17 protein-coding genes are annotated in these 17,326 nt (G+C 65.7%); 11 read left to right on the top strand and 6 right to left on the bottom strand.

The genetic code is table 11. From position 1 onward, the window contains the following. Positions 1–3 precede the first annotated feature (3 nt). Positions 4–939 carry a TIM barrel protein gene (locus tag P0D62_RS06910; protein WP_275701895.1) on the bottom strand — a complete coding sequence of 312 codons (936 nt, stop codon included), beginning with the start codon at positions 937–939 and terminating at the stop codon, positions 4–6. Positions 940–1,201: 262 nt separating this feature from the next. On the opposite strand from P0D62_RS06910, the gene P0D62_RS06905 reads away from it, so the two are divergent. From P0D62_RS06905 to P0D62_RS06895, 3 genes are all read left to right on the top strand, one after another. Beyond that, positions 1,202–1,426 (top strand): hypothetical protein, encoded by a 225-nt coding sequence (locus P0D62_RS06905; protein WP_275701894.1) that lies wholly within the window; start codon positions 1,202–1,204, stop codon positions 1,424–1,426. After that, a complete protein-coding gene (locus tag P0D62_RS06900) occupies positions 1,423–1,815 on the top strand; it encodes a PIN domain-containing protein (protein ID WP_275701893.1) in 393 nt (130 codons plus the stop codon). The genes P0D62_RS06905 and P0D62_RS06900 overlap by 4 nt, the downstream gene beginning before the upstream one ends. Positions 1,816–1,931: 116 nt before the next feature. Next, positions 1,932–2,219 (top strand): type II toxin-antitoxin system ParD family antitoxin, encoded by a 288-nt coding sequence (locus tag P0D62_RS06895; protein WP_275701892.1) that lies wholly within the window; start codon positions 1,932–1,934, stop codon positions 2,217–2,219. A 378-nt stretch (positions 2,220–2,597) separates the two neighbouring features. Here the strand turns inward: P0D62_RS06895 and P0D62_RS06890 are convergent, their stop codons facing one another. Continuing rightward, positions 2,598–3,614, bottom strand: a complete 1,017-nt coding sequence (locus tag P0D62_RS06890; protein ID WP_275701891.1) for a LacI family DNA-binding transcriptional regulator — start codon at positions 3,612–3,614, stop codon at positions 2,598–2,600. 154 nt (positions 3,615–3,768) lie between these two features. Between P0D62_RS06890 and P0D62_RS06885 the strand changes: the two genes are divergently transcribed. The 5 genes from P0D62_RS06885 to P0D62_RS06865 all read left to right on the top strand — a co-directional run bounded on the left by P0D62_RS06885 (position 3,769) and on the right by P0D62_RS06865 (position 8,744). Further along, positions 3,769–4,767, top strand: a complete 999-nt coding sequence (locus tag P0D62_RS06885) for a Gfo/Idh/MocA family oxidoreductase (protein ID WP_275701890.1) — start codon at positions 3,769–3,771, stop codon at positions 4,765–4,767. A 26-nt stretch (positions 4,768–4,793) separates the two neighbouring features. Then, a complete protein-coding gene (locus P0D62_RS06880; protein ID WP_275701889.1) occupies positions 4,794–5,591 on the top strand; it encodes a TIM barrel protein in 798 nt (265 codons plus the stop codon). Positions 5,592–5,640: 49 nt separating this feature from the next. Next, complete coding sequence (locus tag P0D62_RS06875; protein WP_275701888.1) at positions 5,641–6,624, top strand: substrate-binding domain-containing protein; 984 nt, start codon at positions 5,641–5,643, stop codon at positions 6,622–6,624. A 99-nt stretch (positions 6,625–6,723) separates the two neighbouring features. Next, on the top strand, positions 6,724–7,689 hold the full coding sequence (locus P0D62_RS06870; RefSeq protein WP_275701887.1) for a sugar phosphate isomerase/epimerase family protein: 966 nt from the start codon (positions 6,724–6,726) through the stop codon (positions 7,687–7,689). A gap of 32 nt (positions 7,690–7,721) precedes the next feature. Beyond that, on the top strand, positions 7,722–8,744 hold the full coding sequence (locus P0D62_RS06865; protein WP_275701886.1) for a Gfo/Idh/MocA family protein: 1,023 nt from the start codon (positions 7,722–7,724) through the stop codon (positions 8,742–8,744). A gap of 6 nt (positions 8,745–8,750) precedes the next feature. Here the strand turns inward: P0D62_RS06865 and P0D62_RS06860 are convergent, their stop codons facing one another. The 3 genes from P0D62_RS06860 to P0D62_RS06850 form a co-directional block, all read right to left on the bottom strand. Beyond that, on the bottom strand, positions 8,751–9,761 hold the full coding sequence (locus tag P0D62_RS06860) for a LacI family DNA-binding transcriptional regulator (protein WP_275701885.1): 1,011 nt from the start codon (positions 9,759–9,761) through the stop codon (positions 8,751–8,753). 110 nt (positions 9,762–9,871) lie between these two features. Further along, entirely contained in the window at positions 9,872–11,050 is a 1,179-nt protein-coding gene (locus P0D62_RS06855) for a Gfo/Idh/MocA family protein (RefSeq protein WP_275701884.1), read from the bottom strand. Positions 11,051–11,091: 41 nt separating this feature from the next. Then, a complete protein-coding gene (locus P0D62_RS06850; protein WP_275701883.1) occupies positions 11,092–12,021 on the bottom strand; it encodes a sugar phosphate isomerase/epimerase family protein in 930 nt (309 codons plus the stop codon). A 462-nt stretch (positions 12,022–12,483) separates the two neighbouring features. Between P0D62_RS06850 and P0D62_RS06845 the strand changes: the two genes are divergently transcribed. The 3 genes from P0D62_RS06845 to P0D62_RS06835 all read left to right on the top strand — a co-directional run bounded on the left by P0D62_RS06845 (position 12,484) and on the right by P0D62_RS06835 (position 16,136). Then, positions 12,484–14,043 (top strand): sugar ABC transporter ATP-binding protein, encoded by a 1,560-nt coding sequence (locus tag P0D62_RS06845; RefSeq protein ID WP_275701882.1) that lies wholly within the window; start codon positions 12,484–12,486, stop codon positions 14,041–14,043. A gap of 4 nt (positions 14,044–14,047) precedes the next feature. Beyond that, on the top strand, positions 14,048–15,058 hold the full coding sequence (locus P0D62_RS06840; RefSeq protein ID WP_275701881.1) for an ABC transporter permease: 1,011 nt from the start codon (positions 14,048–14,050) through the stop codon (positions 15,056–15,058). Positions 15,059–15,146: 88 nt separating this feature from the next. Further along, positions 15,147–16,136, top strand: coding sequence for a substrate-binding domain-containing protein (locus P0D62_RS06835; RefSeq protein ID WP_275701880.1), 990 nt, complete (start codon positions 15,147–15,149; stop codon positions 16,134–16,136). 78 nt (positions 16,137–16,214) lie between these two features. On the opposite strand, the gene P0D62_RS06830 is transcribed toward P0D62_RS06835, so the two are convergent. Beyond that, positions 16,215–17,243, bottom strand: a complete 1,029-nt coding sequence (locus P0D62_RS06830) for a Gfo/Idh/MocA family protein (protein WP_275701879.1) — start codon at positions 17,241–17,243, stop codon at positions 16,215–16,217. Between the last annotated feature and the right edge of the window lie 83 nt (positions 17,244–17,326).

Here is a 17,326-nt window from a genome sequence, read left to right as displayed (position 1 = left end):
GATTCACTTGAGGCCGAGGCCGATGGAGGCCAGGTACTCGCGCACCTTGGCGGCGTTCGGGGCGGGGTAGGCCGGGTCGCAGCCGTACATGTCCTGCTCGCAGATCACGTAGAGCTCCTTGTCGAGGTCGGCCAGCGCCTCGATCAGGGTGGGCATGTCGGGCTCGCCCTCCGGCGGAGCGACGGAGCAGCCCGCATGCACGGCCTTCACGAACGGCCAGTCCTCGTCGTGGGCCTGCTTGACCAGCTTCGGATCCATCGCCTTGATGTGGACGTAGGAGATGCGCTCCGGGTAATCCTTGATCAGGTCGAGGTTATCGGCCATGCCGTAGACGATGTGGCCGGTGTCGAGGCAGAAGCCCACGTACTCGGGATCGGTGGCCTGGAAGATGCGGTCGATGTCCTCGCGGGTCTCGATGTGTGAGTCGCCATGGGGGTGCAGCACCATCTGAAGGCCGTAGTCGTCCTTCATGATCTTGCCCAGCTTGTTGGCGTTGTTCACGTACAGATCCCACGCGGCGCCGTCGAGGTGACGGACATCCGTGAATTCACCGGTGTGCTCGTCGCGGAACATCGGGGGCAGGTGCACGATGTACTCGGCGCCGACGGCGGCGTGGGTCTCAGCGACCTTGCGGAACCAGGCCTCGGTGGTGGCCCATTCCTCTTCCTTGTGCAGCACACCCCAGGCGGTGCCGGCGACGACCGTGAAGCCGTACGCATCCATGACGGCCTTCAGCAGCTTGGGATTGGTGGGGAAGTAGCCGAACGGGCCCGTCTCCATGATGGAGAAGCCGGCCTCGGCCATCTCCTCGAGGGCCTTGTCCCAAGGGATCTGCTTCTCGTCCCAGGGGAACCAGACTCCCCACTGGTCGGGGCAGACGCCGATGGTGAGTTTCGAGTAGCGGGGATCGGTGTTGCGTGCCTTGAAGGTGTTGTCCATGGCGAGTCCTTTCAAGCGCGGCGGTGATGAGCTGCCAGAACAGATGCTATACAAAAATGCTGGAACGGTCCATCTTTGTGTAGCGAGCAGTGTGGACGCGGGGCGGCTGTCGTCTTCCCGTGAAGAGACACGGGCTGCGGATGGTTTTCCACAGGTTTGGGGTCGGTGGTGGTGGGAGGGTGACTTCCCGTGTCACGCTCGGTCAATGACTCAGGCGCTGGTACCCACGGCTTCAGAACCGTCCGTAAAGTATGATTCTGGTATGACCAAGAAGATCGCGATCAGCCTTCCCGACGGGCAGTACGAGCAGATCCTGGTGGCCGTTGAGGGTGGGGTGGCGAAGTCGGTCTCGGGATATGTCAGCGCCGCGTTGGCCGCCTACAGTCGGCGAAGCACGCTCGAAGATCTTCTCGATGATCTCGATGCTGAACTCGGTCCTGTGTCGTCCGAGACCCAGGAGTGGGCTAAGGAAGCGTTGGGGTGGTGAGTAAGCGAGCGGTTCAGGGGCTGACGCTGGATGCCGGAGCGTTGATCGCGCTTGAACGGGGCGATGTTCGCATGAGGGCGCTGTTGCGTGAGGCGGTCCGTCGGAACGCGTCGGTGGTGGTTCCCAGTGGTGTGGTGGCGCAGGCTTGGCGCGGAGGTCCGAGGCAGGCACGGATCGCTCGCTTGCTGGATGCCGAGAGCACGGATGTGGAAGTACTCGACCATGTGATGGCTCGGGCAGTCGGGGTGATCTGCGGTCGCACCGACACCTGGGATGTGGTTGATGCGCAAGTGGCTTTGGTCGCCCGGGCACGCGGCCATGCCGTGATCACCACCGACCCTGACGACCTGGTCAAGCTCGACCCGAGCCTCAAACTGATCGTCGTCTGAGTCATCCTTCCGATGTGGCGAAGAGAGGGGTGTGGGGTTGCTGCAGTACCGATCAATGGTGTTGGCAGATAATGCCAATGTGCCTAAACTAGAGAGGACGAAGAGGAGGTATGAGCATGCCGACGCGCAATGTCGTCCTGAGTGATCACCAGCATCATTTGGTGGAATCGCTGGTGTCCTCTGGGCGCTATCAGAACGCCAGCGAGGTTCTGCGAGATGGCCTTCGTCTGATCGAGCAACGTGAGCGCGAGGAGGCTGCCAAGCTCCACGCGCTTCGGTTGGCCGCCGACATCGGATGGGCCGATGTGGCGAACGGCAGGGTGGTCGAGGTCGAGGTGGACGTCGTGGTCCTTGGTCGGGTGCTGCACGACAGCATGGACATCGGGCCCCACGGGGTCGAGTAGCGCTAGGTTGGCGGGGCACCCTGCCACTTCGATGCGAGCGAGTCTCGTCGCCATGGAGAGACCCGTATCGTCGGCCAGCTGAAGGTTCTGCAGTTAGGTTTTTCCCGTTGACTTCGGCGCGGGCGGAACATAGAGTTCGGCTAGATCCATCTACTAGAACCTTCTAGCTGCTTTCACTAGGGATTTGATGGCAGTGTGATGGAACAATCAAAGACGTGGAGTCCGGTGGGGCGGCGGTTCGCCGATGGACTCGACGACGCGGTGGGCCGTGTTCATCTCCTGGGACGGCGACCCCTGGAGGTCAGCACACCCGCCTCGTAGCCCCACACTCCTTGTGATCGGTGCTCCCCCGGCCAGCGGCCGGGGGAGTGCTGTGTTTCAGGTGGCGCGTGGTGGGGCTGTGGTGCGGCGCAGGGTCAGGCTGGTCGGTATCACCGGCGGCGGTCCGTCGCCCGGCCTGCCGAACATGCGGTCGATCGCCCGGTTCACGGCGACGTGAGCGAGGGCGTCGATGTCCTGCCGCACGGTGGTCAGCTGGCGATAGGACACCTGGGCGATCTCGGAGTCGTCGAAGCCGACCAGTGAGACGTCCTCCGGTATGCGCACCCCCTTGCGGACGAAGAGATCCTGCACACCGGCGGCGCAATTGTCGTTGAACCCGATGATCGCCGTAGGGAGCTCCGGCCTCTCCAGGAGAATCGCGGCAGCCATGGCCCCGCCTTCCTCGAGGGAGCCGGCCGGAACCACGTCGATCTCTTCTTCCAGGCCGTGTGCCGCCATCGCCGTGAGGTAGCCGCGGAGACGCTCGGCGTTGCCGCCCGCCGAGGGCGACTCAAGGAAAGTGATGCGTCGATGTCCGAGCGAAACGAGATGGCCGACGGCCTGCGTCAGTCCCCCGTCGTCGTCCGATGCGACGCATTCCACGCCTTCTGCCTCGAGCAGCCAGGCCACGACGATCAGAGGGAGTCGCTTGGCGATGGGTGCGAGACGCTCGGCCGTCAGGTCCGTGCCGAGCGCGATGAGCGAGCCGCATCGGTATCCGATCAGCGATTCCAGCGCGGCGCTTTGCCCGTGGGTCTCGGTGGTCGCCGATAGCACCACGGAGTAGTCGGTATCGCGGGTGGCGGCATAGATCCGGTCGACGATGGCAGCTTGGAAGGCTTGGGAGGGCTGGAAGACGACGCCGATGGACGGCTTGCCTCTCTGTCGCAGCGCCTGTGCTCGGGCGTCCGGGACGTAGCCGAGGTTGGCGGCAGCAGCGAGCACGTGGGCGCGGGTCTGGTCGCTCGCTCCCGGTGCACCGCGCATCACGATCGACACCAGTGCCCGGGAAACGCCGGCGGCTTTGGCCACGTCCATCATGGTTGGGATGCGGCCACCGTCGCTATCGACCATGTCGCCCTCCTCATCGGGATTCTCCCGCGCCCAGTTCGAACATGACACTACCAGTTGGCTATTGACACGTTCTAGTAGATGGATCTAGAGTCTGCCTAGAACCATCTACTAGAACCATCTAGTAAGACGACGACGTCAGACGAAGGGTGTCATCATGGCAACTCCCATCAAGGTCGGCCTGGTCGGCGCCGGCCGCATCGGTCGCAACCATGCGGAGATCCTGGCGCGCCACACCCCCGGTGCGGAGTTGGTCGCGGTGGCCGACCCGAACCGTCCGGCGGCAGAGGAGCTCGCCGCGTCGTTGGAGGTTTCCATCGTGTGCGAGTCGATGGAGGAACTGCTCGCCCAAGACATTCAGGCGGTGACCATCGCGGCACCGTCCTTCCTGCACGGAGAACTGATCCAGCAGGCGGCTGCGGCAGGCAAGGCGATCTTCTGTGAGAAGCCGGCCTCCATGAACCTGAACCAACTCGACGCTGCGCTCGCTGCTGTCGAGCAGGCCGGGGTGGTGTTCCAGGTGGGCTTCAACCGCCGCTTCGCTCCCGGCTTCGCCGCCGCGAGGGCCGCGATCGACGACGGCCGCCTCGGCACCGTCCAACTGCTGCGCTCGAACACCCGCGATCCCGAACTGGCCGACCCCGCCGGTCCGCCGCCCTACACGATTTTCACCCAGACGCTGATCCACGACTTCGACACCCTCAACTGGCTGAACCCCGGCGCCGAGCCCGTGCGCGTCTACGCCCAGGCCGACGCCCTGATCGCCCCCGACTTCAAGGACAAGGGGCTGCTCGACACGGCGCTGGTCACCGTCGCCTACTCCAATGGCGCTCTGGCCATGGCCGACGCCTCCTTCCAGGCGGTGTACGGCTACGACGTGCGTGGCGAGGTGTTCGGCTCCGGCGGCATGGCGACCGCGGGCCATGCACGGGTCAGTGACATGACCCTCTACGGCTCGAGCGGAGCGGAGGTGTCGACGTCGCGTTCCGACACCGAGCTTCTGCAGGACTCCTACCGTGCCGAGTTCGCGGCGTTCGTCGAGGCCGTCCGCACGGGTGTGGTGACCGGAGCTACCGGGACGGATGCCCGTCGCGCCCTGGCGATCGCGATGGCCGCGATCGACTCCTACGACACCGGCCTTCCCGTCGAGCTCTGATCCCCCCAAGAGACAGGAACCCTTCCATGACCAACTCGCCCTTCGTCCTGGCAGCCAGCGCGGAGACCATCTTCACCGACCTGCCCGTCGTCGAGCGGCTGCAGAAGATCACCGAGCGTGGTCTCGAGGCCGAGATCTGGGGCTGGACCACAAAGGACATGAATGAGCTGGCTGTCACCGGCGCGCGCATCACGTCGATGACCGGCTACATCAACGGCGAACTGATCGACCCGGATGGCGCCGACGAGCTGCTGCGCACCGCCGCGCTCTCCCTCGAGGCCGCCGAGATCATCGACTGTCCCAGGCTCAACCTGCACGGCACCGGCCTCGATCCGAACGGTCTGCCGGTCAAGCCCACCCAGGTGGTGACCGGCGCCGACTGGCTGGCCGCGGCCAAGACGTTGGAGCGGATCGCCAAGCTGGGCGAGAAGGCCGGGCGCGTGTTCACCCTGGAGAACCTGAACCTACCGGTCGACCACCCAGGCACGCCGTTCGCGCTTGCCAAGGACACGATGGCCCTGATCAAGGCCGTCGACCATCCCAACCTTCGTCTCAACCTCGACCTCTACCACGCCCAGATCGGCGAGGGGAACCTGATTGAGCTGGCTCTGTCCGCCCTCCCATGGGTGGGCGAGATCCAGGTCGCCGACGTGCCCGGACGCTGCGAGCCCGGCACTGGCGAGATCAACTATCCAGCCATCGCGCGTGCGCTGGCCAAGGCCGGATACACCGGTCCCGTCGGTCTGGAGGCCTTCGCCTCCTCCGATTCCAACCTTGCCCTCGACCGCTTCATCGCCGCGTTCAGCGACGTCGATGCGGCCTGACAACTCAACGAAACCGGTAGTTCCTACCCCATCCCGAAGGAGAACCACAATGAAGCGGAAGCTCTTCGCCGGCGCTCTCGTCGCTGCCTTGGCCCTCACGGCCACGGCGTGCGGCAACGACAACGGCTCCACCAACGGTGACGGCACCCAGGCCCCAGGCGGCGGCGACGCGATCACCGTCGCCCTGATCGGAAAGGGCACCGACGACCACTTCGCGCTGGTGCGCGCCGGAGCCGAGCAGGCCGGCAAGGATCTCGGCGTCACCGTGAACTACAACGCCCCCGACACCGAGAGCGAGGGCGACCGTCAGCTCAACATGCTCGAGACCGCCCTCAACAGCGACGCGAAGGCCATCGGCATCGCTCCCACCGACGGCATCCAGGAGAGCGCGCCCGGCCTGATCGAGGCCGCCGAGGTGCCCTTCGTCATCTTCGACACCCCGCTGCCCGGCTCGGACAAGCCGCTGACCACCATCGCCTCGGACAACCCTGGCATCGGCGCCCGCATGGCCGAGGAGCTTTCGACGGTGCTCGGGGGCAAGGGCAAGGTCGCCATGGTGACCAACGGCGTCGTCGGCACCGCCGCGGAGCGCCGCGACGGCTTCACCGACTGGATGAAGGCGAACGCCCCGGAGATCGAGGTGGTCGACATCCAGAACGGCGAGGCCGACCCCGCCAAGTCCCGCGACAAGGCGCAGGCCGTCCTCCAGGCGCACCCCGACCTGGCCGGCTTCGCCGCAACCGGCATCTACGCGACGATCGCCGTCGCCGATGAGGTTGCCGCTCGTGGAACCAACACCAAGGTCGTCGGCGTCGACGCCGGCCCGGATGTCATCACTCAGATCGAAGATGGCATGATCGAGGGCGTCGTGGCGCAGAACCCGTACCAGATCGGCTACCAGACGGTGGAGACCCTGGTCGCCGCCGCCAAGGGCGAGAACCCGACGGAGAAGGTCATCTACACCGAGTCGCTGTGGGTGACCAAGGACTCCCTGCAGGATCCGGAGACCCGCACCAAGCTCGGCCTCGACTGACCTTTAGCCTCAGCTAAGAGACACACACCAGCGGGTGGGGCCGGCTCACGCCGGTCCCACCCGTCTCTCATCTACGCCCTTATATAAGGAGAAGAACCCATGCAGATAGGAATGATCACCGACTCGCTGGGCAGCCGCCCGCTCGACGAGGTGCTCGACATCACCGCCGAACTCGGCCTGGACACCGTCGAGATCGCGACGGGGAACTGGTCGGAATCGCCGCATGCTGACCTGGACGAACTGGTCTCCAGCAAGGCGGCTCGCGATGAGCTGGCCAACAAGATCACCTCGCGTGGGCTGACGCTCAGCGCGCTCAACGCCAACGGCAACTCGCTGCACCCGGTGAGCGGTCCTGCTCATGACAAGGTGGTTCGCGACTCGATCCGGGTGGCCTCCGAGCTCGGCGTGCCGACGGTGGTCATGATGTCGGGCCTGCCTGGGGCCAAGGGCGAGAAGTCGCCGAACTGGATCACCACGTCGTGGCCGCCGGAGACGCTCGAGATCCTGGAGTACCAGTGGAACGAGGTCGCCGCGCCGTACTGGACCGAGCTCGCCGAGTTCGCCCGTGCCCACAACGTCCGCCTCGCGATCGAGATGCATGCGCGTCAGCTGGTGTTCAATCCGTCGACGCTGCGCCGCCTGCAGGGCATCGTCGGCGACGACGTGGTAGGCGCCAACCTGGATCCCTCGCACCTGATGTGGATGGGAGCCGACATCCCCACCGTGATCCGGGCGCTCGGCTCCTCGATCTTCCATGTGCACGCCAAGGACGCCCGGATCGAGACCCACAACCTGGCCGTTAACGGCATCAACGACACGCTGCCGCCGGCGCGTTCGTCCGAGCGCTCCTGGAACTACGTCACGCTCGGCCTGGGGCATCCCGGCGGCGCGACCTTCTGGGCCGACTTCGTCTACGGGCTGAAGTCGGTGGGCTATACCGGTCCGCTGAACATCGAGCACGAGGACATCGTCGTCGGATCGCTCGAGGGGGTGCGAAAGTCGGCCGACCTGCTGCGTTCCGTCGTGCTCCGCGACCTGGCCGACTGGACTCCTGCCGATATCTGATCTGATTTGTCACAGAACATTAAGGAATAACAATGACCAGTGATCTCCGCGTCGGCATCGTCGGCGCCGGCCTCATGGGCGCCGACCACGTCGCCCGCATCACCAACCGGATCAGCGGCGCCGTGATCTCCGCCGTGATCGAACCCGACGCAGCCCGGGCCGAGGCGGCCGTCGCTACGGCCCCGGGAGCACAGGCCTTCGCCCGGATCGAGGACGCTCTCGAGGCCGGCGCCTTGGACGCGGCGATCATCGCGACGCCGGGCCGGTTCCACGAGCCGGTCCTGCTGGCGGCGCTCGAGGCCAAGCTGCCGGTGCTGTGCGAGAAGCCGCTGACCCCCGGCTCCGAGTCGTCGGCAAAGGTGCTGGAGCTCGAGCAGAAGCTCGACAAGCCTCACATCCAGGTGGGCTTCATGCGCCGCTTCGACCGCGAGTACGCCGAGCTCCGCGGACTCGTCGACTCGCGCGACGCCGGCGAGCTGCTGATCCTGCACTGCGCGCACCGCAACCCCATCGCGCCCGCCAACGGCTACACCCAGGACATGCTGATCAACGACTCGGTGGTGCACGAGTTCGACATCGTGCCGTGGGTGGCCGGATCGCCGATCGTCTCCGTCGACGTTCGCTACGGTCGCCGGAACTCGCTCTCGCCCGAGCATCTGCGCGAGCCCATCGTGGTGCTGATGGAACTCGAGAACGGCGTGCTGGCCGAAGTGGAGATGAACGTCAGCGCCCAGTTCGGCTACCAGGTGGCCACTGAGGCGGTCTTCGAACAGGGCATCGCCCGGATCGGCCAGCCCAGAGGGATGCAGCTGTGGAAGGGCGGGCGGATGGCGGTGGGCGAGCACACGGCCTTCGCGACGCGCTTCGCCGATGCCTTCGACGCCGAGGTGCAGTGCTGGGTCGACGCCGTGCGCGACGGCCGCCTGGTGGACGGCCCGAACGCGTGGGACGGCTACCGCGTGGCGCTGGCCTGCGAGGCGGGCGTCACCGCCCTGCATACGGGCGTGCGCACGGAGGTCCCGAACAGCCCACGCCCGGCCTTCTACGGCGGCTGACGGCCTCTAGAACCTGGCCGGTCCGCTGGTGGCGCGCACCACCAGCGTCGGCTGGGACACGTGCGAGGCTGGGGGAGCAGAGGGCTCCTCCAGCCTCCGCAGTGCCATTCGGGCGGCCTCCTCGCCCAACTCCTCGCCGTGGATGTCCACGGTGGTCAGCTGGGTGCCCGGCGCCTGGCTGACCTGGCTGTTGTCGTATCCGACGACCGAGATGTCGTCGGGTGCCCGTAGACCCAACGTCGCCATGGCATCCAGGACGCCCAGCGCCGCCTGGTCGTTGTGGGCGAACACCGCCGTCGGTCGTTCGTCGACGGGCAGGGCCAGCACGGGGGCGATATCCCGGGCCGCCTGGCGCCGCGAATACTGCGAACCCACCAGCCACGGTTCCAGCCCGGCGCGCGTCATGGTGTCGACGTAGCCCTCCTGCCGGCCGGTGTAGCCGTCGGTCTGCGGGTTGGCGAGGAAGACGATCCTTCGATGCCCCAGCCCGATCAGGTGCTCTGTGGCAAGGAGGGCGCCGCGCACGTTGTCGGAGGCGACGCTGTCCACCCCGTCGATCTGTCGCGCCACGCTGACGATGGGGGTGTGCCGGCTGAAGGCGCGCACGTCGTCGTCGGGCAGCAGCAGGCCGGTGGCGATCACGATGTCGACGCGAGACTGCATCAGGCTGTCCAGCGCGTTGCCGTCCAGCGTCCCGTCGTGGGCTCCTACGGCGAGCACGAGGTGCAGCTTCTCGTCCTGGGTGACGTCTCGGATGCCGTCGAACATGTCGGCGTAGACGTCCTGGCGCAGGTCGAGCAGGAACACCCCGATCGCGGTGGTGGACCGGCTGGCGAGCCGGCTGGCCAGCCGGTTGGGCCGGTAGCCGAGGCGCTCGGCGGTGGCGAGAATGCGATCCCGGGTCTGGGAGTTCACGCCGGGCACGTCGCGGATGGCCATGGAGACGAGAGCCCGGGACACGCCGGCGTCGCGGGCGACGTCCTCCAGGGTGATCGTCTTCACGGGATCCCTCTCCATGGGTTCAGTTAATCAGTAATCAGTAACGCGGGAGGACGACGCGGGCCCGGGCCGCTCACGCAGCCCGGGCCCACATCCAGACGGTCACAGCGTCGATCGCACCTCGTCGATCACACCTCGACGGCGGCGCCGTTCTGGTTGGCGCTCTTGGTGATCGCCTCGATGATCTGCATGGTGTGCAGGCCGTCGGCGAAGGTGGCGCAGCGCGGCAGCTCGGACTCGCGGCCCAGCACTTGATCCAGGAAGGCCCGGGTCTGGTAGATGAACAGGTCGCCGTAGCCGAAGGAGATGTTGCCGCCGGGCATCGGCACGCCGTCATCGAAGACCGAAGCGGTGCCGGGGGACACGTAGACGACGCGGTCGCCGCGGGTGGCCGCGCTCGGGGTGTTGTCGGCGATGATGAACTCGGCGGGGCGACGCCAGTCGAACACCGCGCGGGTGTCGGTGCCGGTCAGGGTGATCGCCAGGTCGTTGGCCGGGCCGTAGGCCACGCGGGACACCCGGAAGGTGCCGACGGCGCCGTTGGCGAAGGTCGCGGTGAACACGACGGAGTCGTCGTTGGTGACCGGCTCGGTCTCGTCCGACAGCTCGGCATGGTCGTGGCCGATCACGTTTCCGACGGGCAGGTGGCGCTCGGGGATCGCGATCGAGAAGATCGCGCCGGAGACAGAGGCGATCGGGCCGTTCACGTACTCGGCCAGGTCGACGATGTGCGCGCCCAGGTCGGCGAGAGCACCGGAGCCCAGCGGACCGCGGAAACGCCAGCTCATGGGGCCCTCGGGGTCGCAGGCGTAGTCGGCCATGTAGTGGGCCTCGATGATGGCGGGCTTGCCGAGGGTGCCGTCGGCGAGGCGCTCGCGGATGGCTTCGATGGCAGGGTTGCGGCGGAACGAGTAGGCCGTCGCGGCGACGGTGGTGGCCTTCTCGGCGGCGGCGACCATGGCTTCGGCGTCCTCGAGGGAGGCGGCCAGCGGCTTCTCGCACAGCACGTGTTTGCCGGCGGCCAGCAGCGCCTCGACCACCTCGCGGTGCAGCGAGTTGCCGACGACGACGCTCACCACGTCGATGGTGGGATCCTCGGCCACCTCCTGCCACGAGCCGACGGCCTTCTCGAAGCCGTAGCGGTCGGCGACTTCCTGCGCCAGCTCGAGGTTGACGTCGGCGATGGCGGCCAGGCGGATCTTCGGCAGGCCGCCGCCGTGGATGGTGTTGGCCTGACGGTAGCCGTTGGCGTGGCTGCGTCCGGCCATCCCGGCGCCGATGACGGCGACGGAGAGTTGTTCGGTCATGGTGTGCTCCTTGTGTTCGGTGCTCGTGATCGGTGCGGGTCTCAGAGGAGGCCCAGGTTGTTCTGGGCGAGAACCTTGCGGGTCTCGATGGCAAGCGGCAGCGGCACGTCGGGGGCGCAGGGGTAGAGATCCTGTTCCACGATGACGTACAGATCCTTGTCGAGGTCGGCCAGCGCCTCGATGACGGCGGCCACCTTGGGCTGGCCACCGTCAGGGGTGACGCACACGCCGAGGGACACCGCTTCGCCGAACGAGAGATCCTCGTCGCGGACCTTCTGCACGACGGCCGGGTCCATCTGCTTGATGTGCACCAGGCCGATGCGGTCGGGGTAGCTCTTGATCAGGTCGACGGTGTCCACCTGGCCGTACTCGAGGTGTCCGGTGTCGAGGCAGAAGGAGACGTACTCGGGATCCGTGGCGGCGAAGAAGCGGTCGATCTGCTCGCGGGTCTCGATGTGGGAGTCGCCGTGGGGATGCACCACCATGGTGATGCCGTACTCGTCCTTGAGGATCTTGCCCAGGCGGTTGGCATTGGCGGCGAACAGCGCCAGGTCGTCCTCGGAGAGGTTGGGATCCTCGGCCCAGCCGCCGGTCTGCAGGTCGCGCAGCATCGGGGGAAGGTAGACGAGGTACTTCGCGCTGACGGCCTTCAGCACCTCCGCGTTGGCGCGCATGTCGGCTTCGGTCTTGTCCCAGTCCTCAGCACGGTGCAGGACGCCGAACTGGGTACCGGCGACGACGGTGATGCCGCGCTTGGCGCATTCGGCCATCAGGGTCTCGGGGTCGGTGGGCAGGAAGCCGAAGGGTCCGGTCTCGATGACCTCGTAGCCGGCCTCTGCCACCTCGTCGAGGAAGGTGGTCCAGCTGACCTGCTTGTCGTCCTCGGGGAACCAGACACCCCAGGAGTCGGGGGCGGTGCCGACGGTGAGCTTGGAGTAGCGGGGGTTCGTATTGCGTGCCTTCAAGGCCATGAGCTGGGCTTTCTGTGTGCGGGTTGTTCACATGACTGTCGAGTGAAGTTGTGAGCGCCGTCAGCTTTGAAGCGCTCTAATAGCTAGATTAGAGCGCTTCAGATTGTCGTGTCAAGCTATGACTATGGCATCTTCTGATACCCCGGTGGGTACGTGGCCAGGCGGGGTGGAGGGGGCATCGCGCCAGCTATGAGATGGGCGAAGTGCGTGGTGGTCCAGAGTGTCAGGTCACATTTCGGTATCGATGGGTGGAAGTCCTCGTGCTGTGGCCTCGCGTTATGTCACCATGAGCTTGGTCAATGGTGACGTGCTGCTGACCACAGTCCGCGGACCTGACAAATGACTTGACAAAGGTCTGATTGGCTGTAACATGCGAGAATACAACACACTGGTCGAGTGGGCCTTTCCCGGGCAACAGCGCGCGGGCGGGGCACCGACAGATCAACAGCAAGGAGGCTGACGATGACAGCACCTGGCACCTCTGCCGGGAGCGCTACGAGAGCCGGGGTCGGGGAGATCATCCTCGAAGCCAAGGGGATCAGCAAAGTGTTCCCGGGCGTGCGAGCGTTGGACAGCGTTGACTTCACGCTGCGAGGCGGTGAAGTGCACGCCCTCGTGGGTGAAAACGGGGCCGGAAAGTCCACCCTGATGAAGATGATCTCGGGTATCTATCACCCGGATGAGGGCGAGATCTTCCTGCGCGGGAAGAAGATCGAGCTCCCCAACCCGCTCGCCGCGCACCACGCCGGCATCAGCGTGATCCATCAGGAGTTCCACCTGATGAACCACCTGACCGCAGCGCAGAACATCTTCATCGGGCGCGAGTCCAAGACGGGTGGAGCGTTCATCAACGATGCGGAGATGAACCGCAAGGCCAGGGAGCTCTTCGAGCGCCTCGGCGTCGACATCGATCCGCGGATCCAGGTGGGACGCCTGACCGTCGCGGCCCAGCAGCTGCTGGAGATCGCCAAGGCGATGTCCTTCAACTCCTCGGTCCTGATCATGGACGAGCCCACCGCCGCTCTGACGGACAAGGAAGTGGCGATGCTCTTCAAGATCATCGATGACTTCATCTCCCCGAAGACCGCGGTGGTCTACATCTCCCATCGCATGGAAGAGATCCGGCACCTGTCCACGCAGATCACCGTGCTGCGTGACGGCCAGTTGGTCGATTCGATCCCTGCGGCGAGCGTGACGATTCCCGAGATCATCCAGCTGATGGTCGGCCGCAAGATCGAATCCAACGTGCGGCCCGAACCTCGTGCTGAGACGGCCCCGGTGCTCGAGGTGAACAACCTTTCCACCAAGGAGCTTCTGACCGACGTCAGCTTCAAGCTGGAGAAGGGCGAGATCCTCGGCTTCGCGGGCCTGATGGGAGCCGGTCGCACCGAGGTGGCACGGGCCTTGATCGGCGCCGATCCCAAGAGCAGCGGCACCGTCAAGATCAATGGCAAAGAGGTGTCGATCAATCACCCGCAGCAGGCTGTGGAGGAGGGCATCGGCTACCTGTCCGAGGATCGCAAGCAGTTCGGTTTGATCCTGGGCCAGGACTTGGCGGCCAACACCGCGCTCGCCTCGCTGAAGACATTCCGGTCCCCGCTCGGCCTGCTGCAGGACAGCAAGATGGTCGAGGCGTCGGACAAGTGGGTCAAGGCTCTGCGTACCAAGACCCCGTCGTCGCGTCAGTTCGTGAAGAACCTCTCTGGTGGCAACCAGCAGAAGGTCGTCCTGGCGAAGTGGCTCGAGCGCGACTGCGAGATTCTCATCTTCGACGAACCGACGCGAGGCATCGACGTCGGCGCCAAGCAGGAGATCTACGACCTCCTCGATCGGCTTACCGACGAAGGCAAGTCGATCATCATGATCTCCTCCGAGATGGAGGAGGTTCTCCGGCTATCCGACCGGATCGCCGTCATGTGCAATGGCCGCATCACCGGCTACCTCTCCAATGAGGAGGCCACCCAGGAAAAGATCATGGAGCTGGCCACCCAGTTCCAGACCAAGCAAGCGAGTGAGGCGTAAGCAAATGTCAGCTACTCAAGAATCGGCGATCGCCGCCAAGTCCGCCAAGATCGGCGGCATCCCGGAGCGCTACAAGGCGTTCCTTCAGCAGGGTCTCGTCGTGCTCGTCGTCGTGCTGCTGGCGGTGTTCTTCACCATCATGAACCAGAACTTCGCCAGCTGGAGCAACATCTCCTCCCTGCTCCTCGCCGCCGTCGTCACCGGCATCCAGGCGCTCGGACTCTCCTTCGTGATCGCCACGGGTGGCATCGACCTGACGCCAGGCCTCGGCATGGCCGCCACCTCGGTGTTCGCCGCCCTGCTGATCGCGGAGGAAGGCTTCCATCTGCCGATGGCCGTCGGCATCATCGGCGGTCTGGCCGCCGGTGCGCTGCTCGGCTTCATCAACGGTTTCCTCGTCGCTTACATCAAGATGCAGCCGATGATCGCCACCCTGGCCATGATGATGGTCTGCTGGGGAGCCGCACTGGTCATGGCAGATGGCCGCACCATCTCGCTGCGTAGCATCGCCGGCTACGACGCCATCGCGGTCGGGCAGCTGATCCCGGGGCTGCCCAACGGTGTCCTGATCCTGGTCGTGCTCGCGGTCATCGCGGGCGTCATGATGAACAAGACCGTCATCGGCCGCTACGCCCTGTCGATCGGATCCAACGAAGAGGCCACCCGTATCTCCGGCGTGAACACCAACCGCTGGAAGGTGCTGGCCTACGTGATCTGCGGTCTGTTCACCGGTATCTCCGGCATCCTGATGTCCTCTCGTCTGTCCGCCGCTCAGCCCACGCTGGGCCAGGGCTACGAGATGTACGCCATCGCCGCAGCCGTCATCGGCGGCACCTCGCTGCGAGGCGGACGCGCGTCGATCTTCGGCGCCGTGATCGGCGCCGTGACGATCCAGACCATCTTCAACGGTCTGACCGTCATGGGTGTCCAGGATCAGTGGCAGCGCGTCGTCCTCGGCGTTGTCGTGCTGATCGCGGTCTACGTCGACATCGCCCGCCGTGGTGGTGGCGAGTAAATCTCTTCCTTGATCCGGGAACCCCGAACGGGGTTCCCGGACTCCCAACCATTTCCGTACGTTTCTCAACAATCACAAGGAGAAAACCGTGAAGAAACTACTAGCTGGCACCGTCGGTGCCTTCATGGCCCTCAGCCTGGCGGCCTGCGGCGGCAACACCAGCCCCGGTGAGACCACTGGTGCGACCGGCGATCCCGGTACTGGTGGCGGCGGCACCGTCGCGCTGGTCGCCAAGGCGAACTCGGCCGAGTACTGGATGAAGGTCAAGGAGGGTGCTGAGGCTGCCGGTTCCGAACTGGGCGTCACCGTCACCTTCAATGGCCCCGATACCGAGTCCGAGGGCGACAAGCAGCTCAACCAGCTGCAGTCGGCCATCACCGCCGGCCCCATCGGCATCGGCTTCGCTCCCCAGGACGGTGCGCAGGACGGCGCTCCCCGCTTGATGGACGAGGCCAAGGCCGCGGGCATCCCGGTGATCGTCTTCGACACCCCGCTCACCACCTCCGACGTGCCGCTGGCCACCGTGGCCTCGGACAACGAGGGCATGGGCGCCCAGGCTGCCGAGAAGCTCGCCGAGATGGTCGGCAGCAAGGGCAAGGTCGCGATCATCGCCCACGGCGAGGTCGGCACTGCCGCTGCACGCCGCGACGGCTTCAAGAACTGGATTGCGGCGAACGCCCCTGAGATGGAGGTCGTCGACACCCAGAACGGCGAGTCCGATCCCGCCAAGTCGCGTGACAAGGCGCAGGGCATCCTGCAGGCGCACCAGGATCTGGTCGGCTTCTTCGGCACCGACGACGACTCCACGATCGCCATCTCCGACGAGGTTGCGGCCAAGGGTCTCGATATCAAGGTCGTCGGCGTCGACTCGTCTCCCGACGTGCTGACCTTGCTCGAGCAGGGCAAGATCAACGGCGTCATCGTCCAGAACCCGTACGGCATGGGCTACAAGACCGTCCAGCTTCTGGTCGAGGCCTCGAAGGGCAACAACCCGGCCGAGTCCAACGTCGTCTCCGAGTCGGTGTGGGTGACCCCGGAGAACATCAACGACGAGGAAGTCCAGAAGGTCATCAACTGACCCTCGTCTGACTGACAAAGAAGGTGGCCCCTGGGATATCCCAGGGGCCACCTTCTTGTCTGTCCAGCGGCGCCGGAGTCAGCTGATCTCGGAGAGCCGTACCGGGCGGTGTTCGTCGCGCGACTTCACGCAGGCCAGCGCGATGCGTAGTGCCTCGACGGCGTCGCTCGCGGTGCACGCGCTGGGCCCGCCGTTCATGGTGCTGGTCAGGAAGTGATCGAGCTCGCGTTCGTAGCACGGGCGGAAGCGCTCGATGAAGTCGTACCAGGGCTCGTCGGGCGGGAAGGCGACGTCGTCCTCGACGGAGCGGAACGGCACCTTGTTGTCGAGCCCGACGTTGGCCGCCCCCTTCGTGCCCATGAGATCGAGGCGCACCTCGTGCCCCTGCCCGTTGAATCGTGAGGAGTGCACGCTGCCGACGGTGCCGTCGTCGAAGGTGAGGATGGCCACCGCGTCGGAGAAGTCGTTGCTCTCCTCGTAGACCTTGGAGCCGCGCGCAGAGCCGGTTGCGTAGACCTCGACCACTTCCCGCCCGGTCACCCAGCGAAGGATGTCGAAGTCGTGCACGTTGCAGTCGAGGAAAATGCCCCCAGAGCCTGGGATGAACTCGTCCGCCGGCGGGAACTGGTCGCAGGTCAGCGCATGGAAGCGACGCAGTTCGCCGAGCTCACCGGAGTCGAGCAGCTTCTTCGCACGGTTGTAGCCGTCATCGAAGCGGCGCTGGAATCCGATGTGGTGGGGGAGCTTGGCGTCCTCCAGGGCCCGGCTCGCACGCTCGGCGTCTTCGAGGGTGAGGGCGATCGGCTTCTCGCAGTAGGTGGCGACGCCGGTTTGGGAGGCGCGAACCAGGAGGTCGGCGTGGGTCGAGGTGCCGGTGGCGATGATCAGGCCGCTGAGCCCCAATGCGTTCGTCGGGTCCAGCACCTGGTCGACGGTGGCGCTCTCGCAACCGAGCTCGGCCGCGGCCTGGGTGGCCCGCGCTTCATCGACGTCGGCGAGGATCAGACGCTCCACCCGGGGATGTGCGACCAGGATCCGCGCGTGCATGATGCCGATTCGGCCGATGCCCAACAGAGCGACGGCGGTGGGGGGAGCGGCGTGGCTCATGGAAACTCCTTTGTTAAAACAATCCATAGTCAGGCTAGGTTTGGTTGGTGGCCGTGTCAAAGAACTTACCGCCCACCAAGCCG

The sequence above is a fragment of the Tessaracoccus caeni genome (assembly GCF_029211185.1).
In the GTDB taxonomy this organism is placed as follows: domain Bacteria; phylum Actinomycetota; class Actinomycetes; order Propionibacteriales; family Propionibacteriaceae; genus Arachnia; species Arachnia caeni.
Note: the sequence above shows the minus strand (reverse complement) of the source record. Positions and strands in the feature narration are given on the sequence as shown.

Bases quoted from the DNA above. Each gene is read 5' to 3' on its own strand.
- P0D62_RS06910 (WP_275701895.1), bottom strand. From the start codon at position 939: ATGGACAACACCTTCAAGGCACGCAACACCGATCCCCGCTACTCGAAA.
- P0D62_RS06875 (WP_275701888.1), top strand. From the start codon at position 5,641: ATGAAGCGGAAGCTCTTCGCCGGCGCTCTCGTCGCTGCCTTGGCCCTC.
- P0D62_RS06855 (WP_275701884.1), bottom strand. From the start codon at position 11,050: ATGACCGAACAACTCTCCGTCGCCGTCATCGGCGCCGGGATGGCCGGA.
- P0D62_RS06905 (WP_275701894.1), top strand. From the start codon at position 1,202: ATGACCAAGAAGATCGCGATCAGCCTTCCCGACGGGCAGTACGAGCAG.
- P0D62_RS06880 (WP_275701889.1), top strand. From the start codon at position 4,794: ATGACCAACTCGCCCTTCGTCCTGGCAGCCAGCGCGGAGACCATCTTC.
- P0D62_RS06850 (WP_275701883.1), bottom strand. From the start codon at position 12,021: ATGGCCTTGAAGGCACGCAATACGAACCCCCGCTACTCCAAGCTCACC.
- P0D62_RS06895 (WP_275701892.1), top strand. From the start codon at position 1,932: ATGCCGACGCGCAATGTCGTCCTGAGTGATCACCAGCATCATTTGGTG.
- P0D62_RS06830 (WP_275701879.1), bottom strand. From the start codon at position 17,243: ATGAGCCACGCCGCTCCCCCCACCGCCGTCGCTCTGTTGGGCATCGGC.
- P0D62_RS06885 (WP_275701890.1), top strand. From the start codon at position 3,769: ATGGCAACTCCCATCAAGGTCGGCCTGGTCGGCGCCGGCCGCATCGGT.
- P0D62_RS06890 (WP_275701891.1), bottom strand. From the start codon at position 3,614: ATGGTCGATAGCGACGGTGGCCGCATCCCAACCATGATGGACGTGGCC.
- P0D62_RS06865 (WP_275701886.1), top strand. From the start codon at position 7,722: ATGACCAGTGATCTCCGCGTCGGCATCGTCGGCGCCGGCCTCATGGGC.
- P0D62_RS06870 (WP_275701887.1), top strand. From the start codon at position 6,724: ATGCAGATAGGAATGATCACCGACTCGCTGGGCAGCCGCCCGCTCGAC.
- P0D62_RS06845 (WP_275701882.1), top strand. From the start codon at position 12,484: ATGACAGCACCTGGCACCTCTGCCGGGAGCGCTACGAGAGCCGGGGTC.
- P0D62_RS06860 (WP_275701885.1), bottom strand. From the start codon at position 9,761: ATGGAGAGGGATCCCGTGAAGACGATCACCCTGGAGGACGTCGCCCGC.
- P0D62_RS06840 (WP_275701881.1), top strand. From the start codon at position 14,048: ATGTCAGCTACTCAAGAATCGGCGATCGCCGCCAAGTCCGCCAAGATC.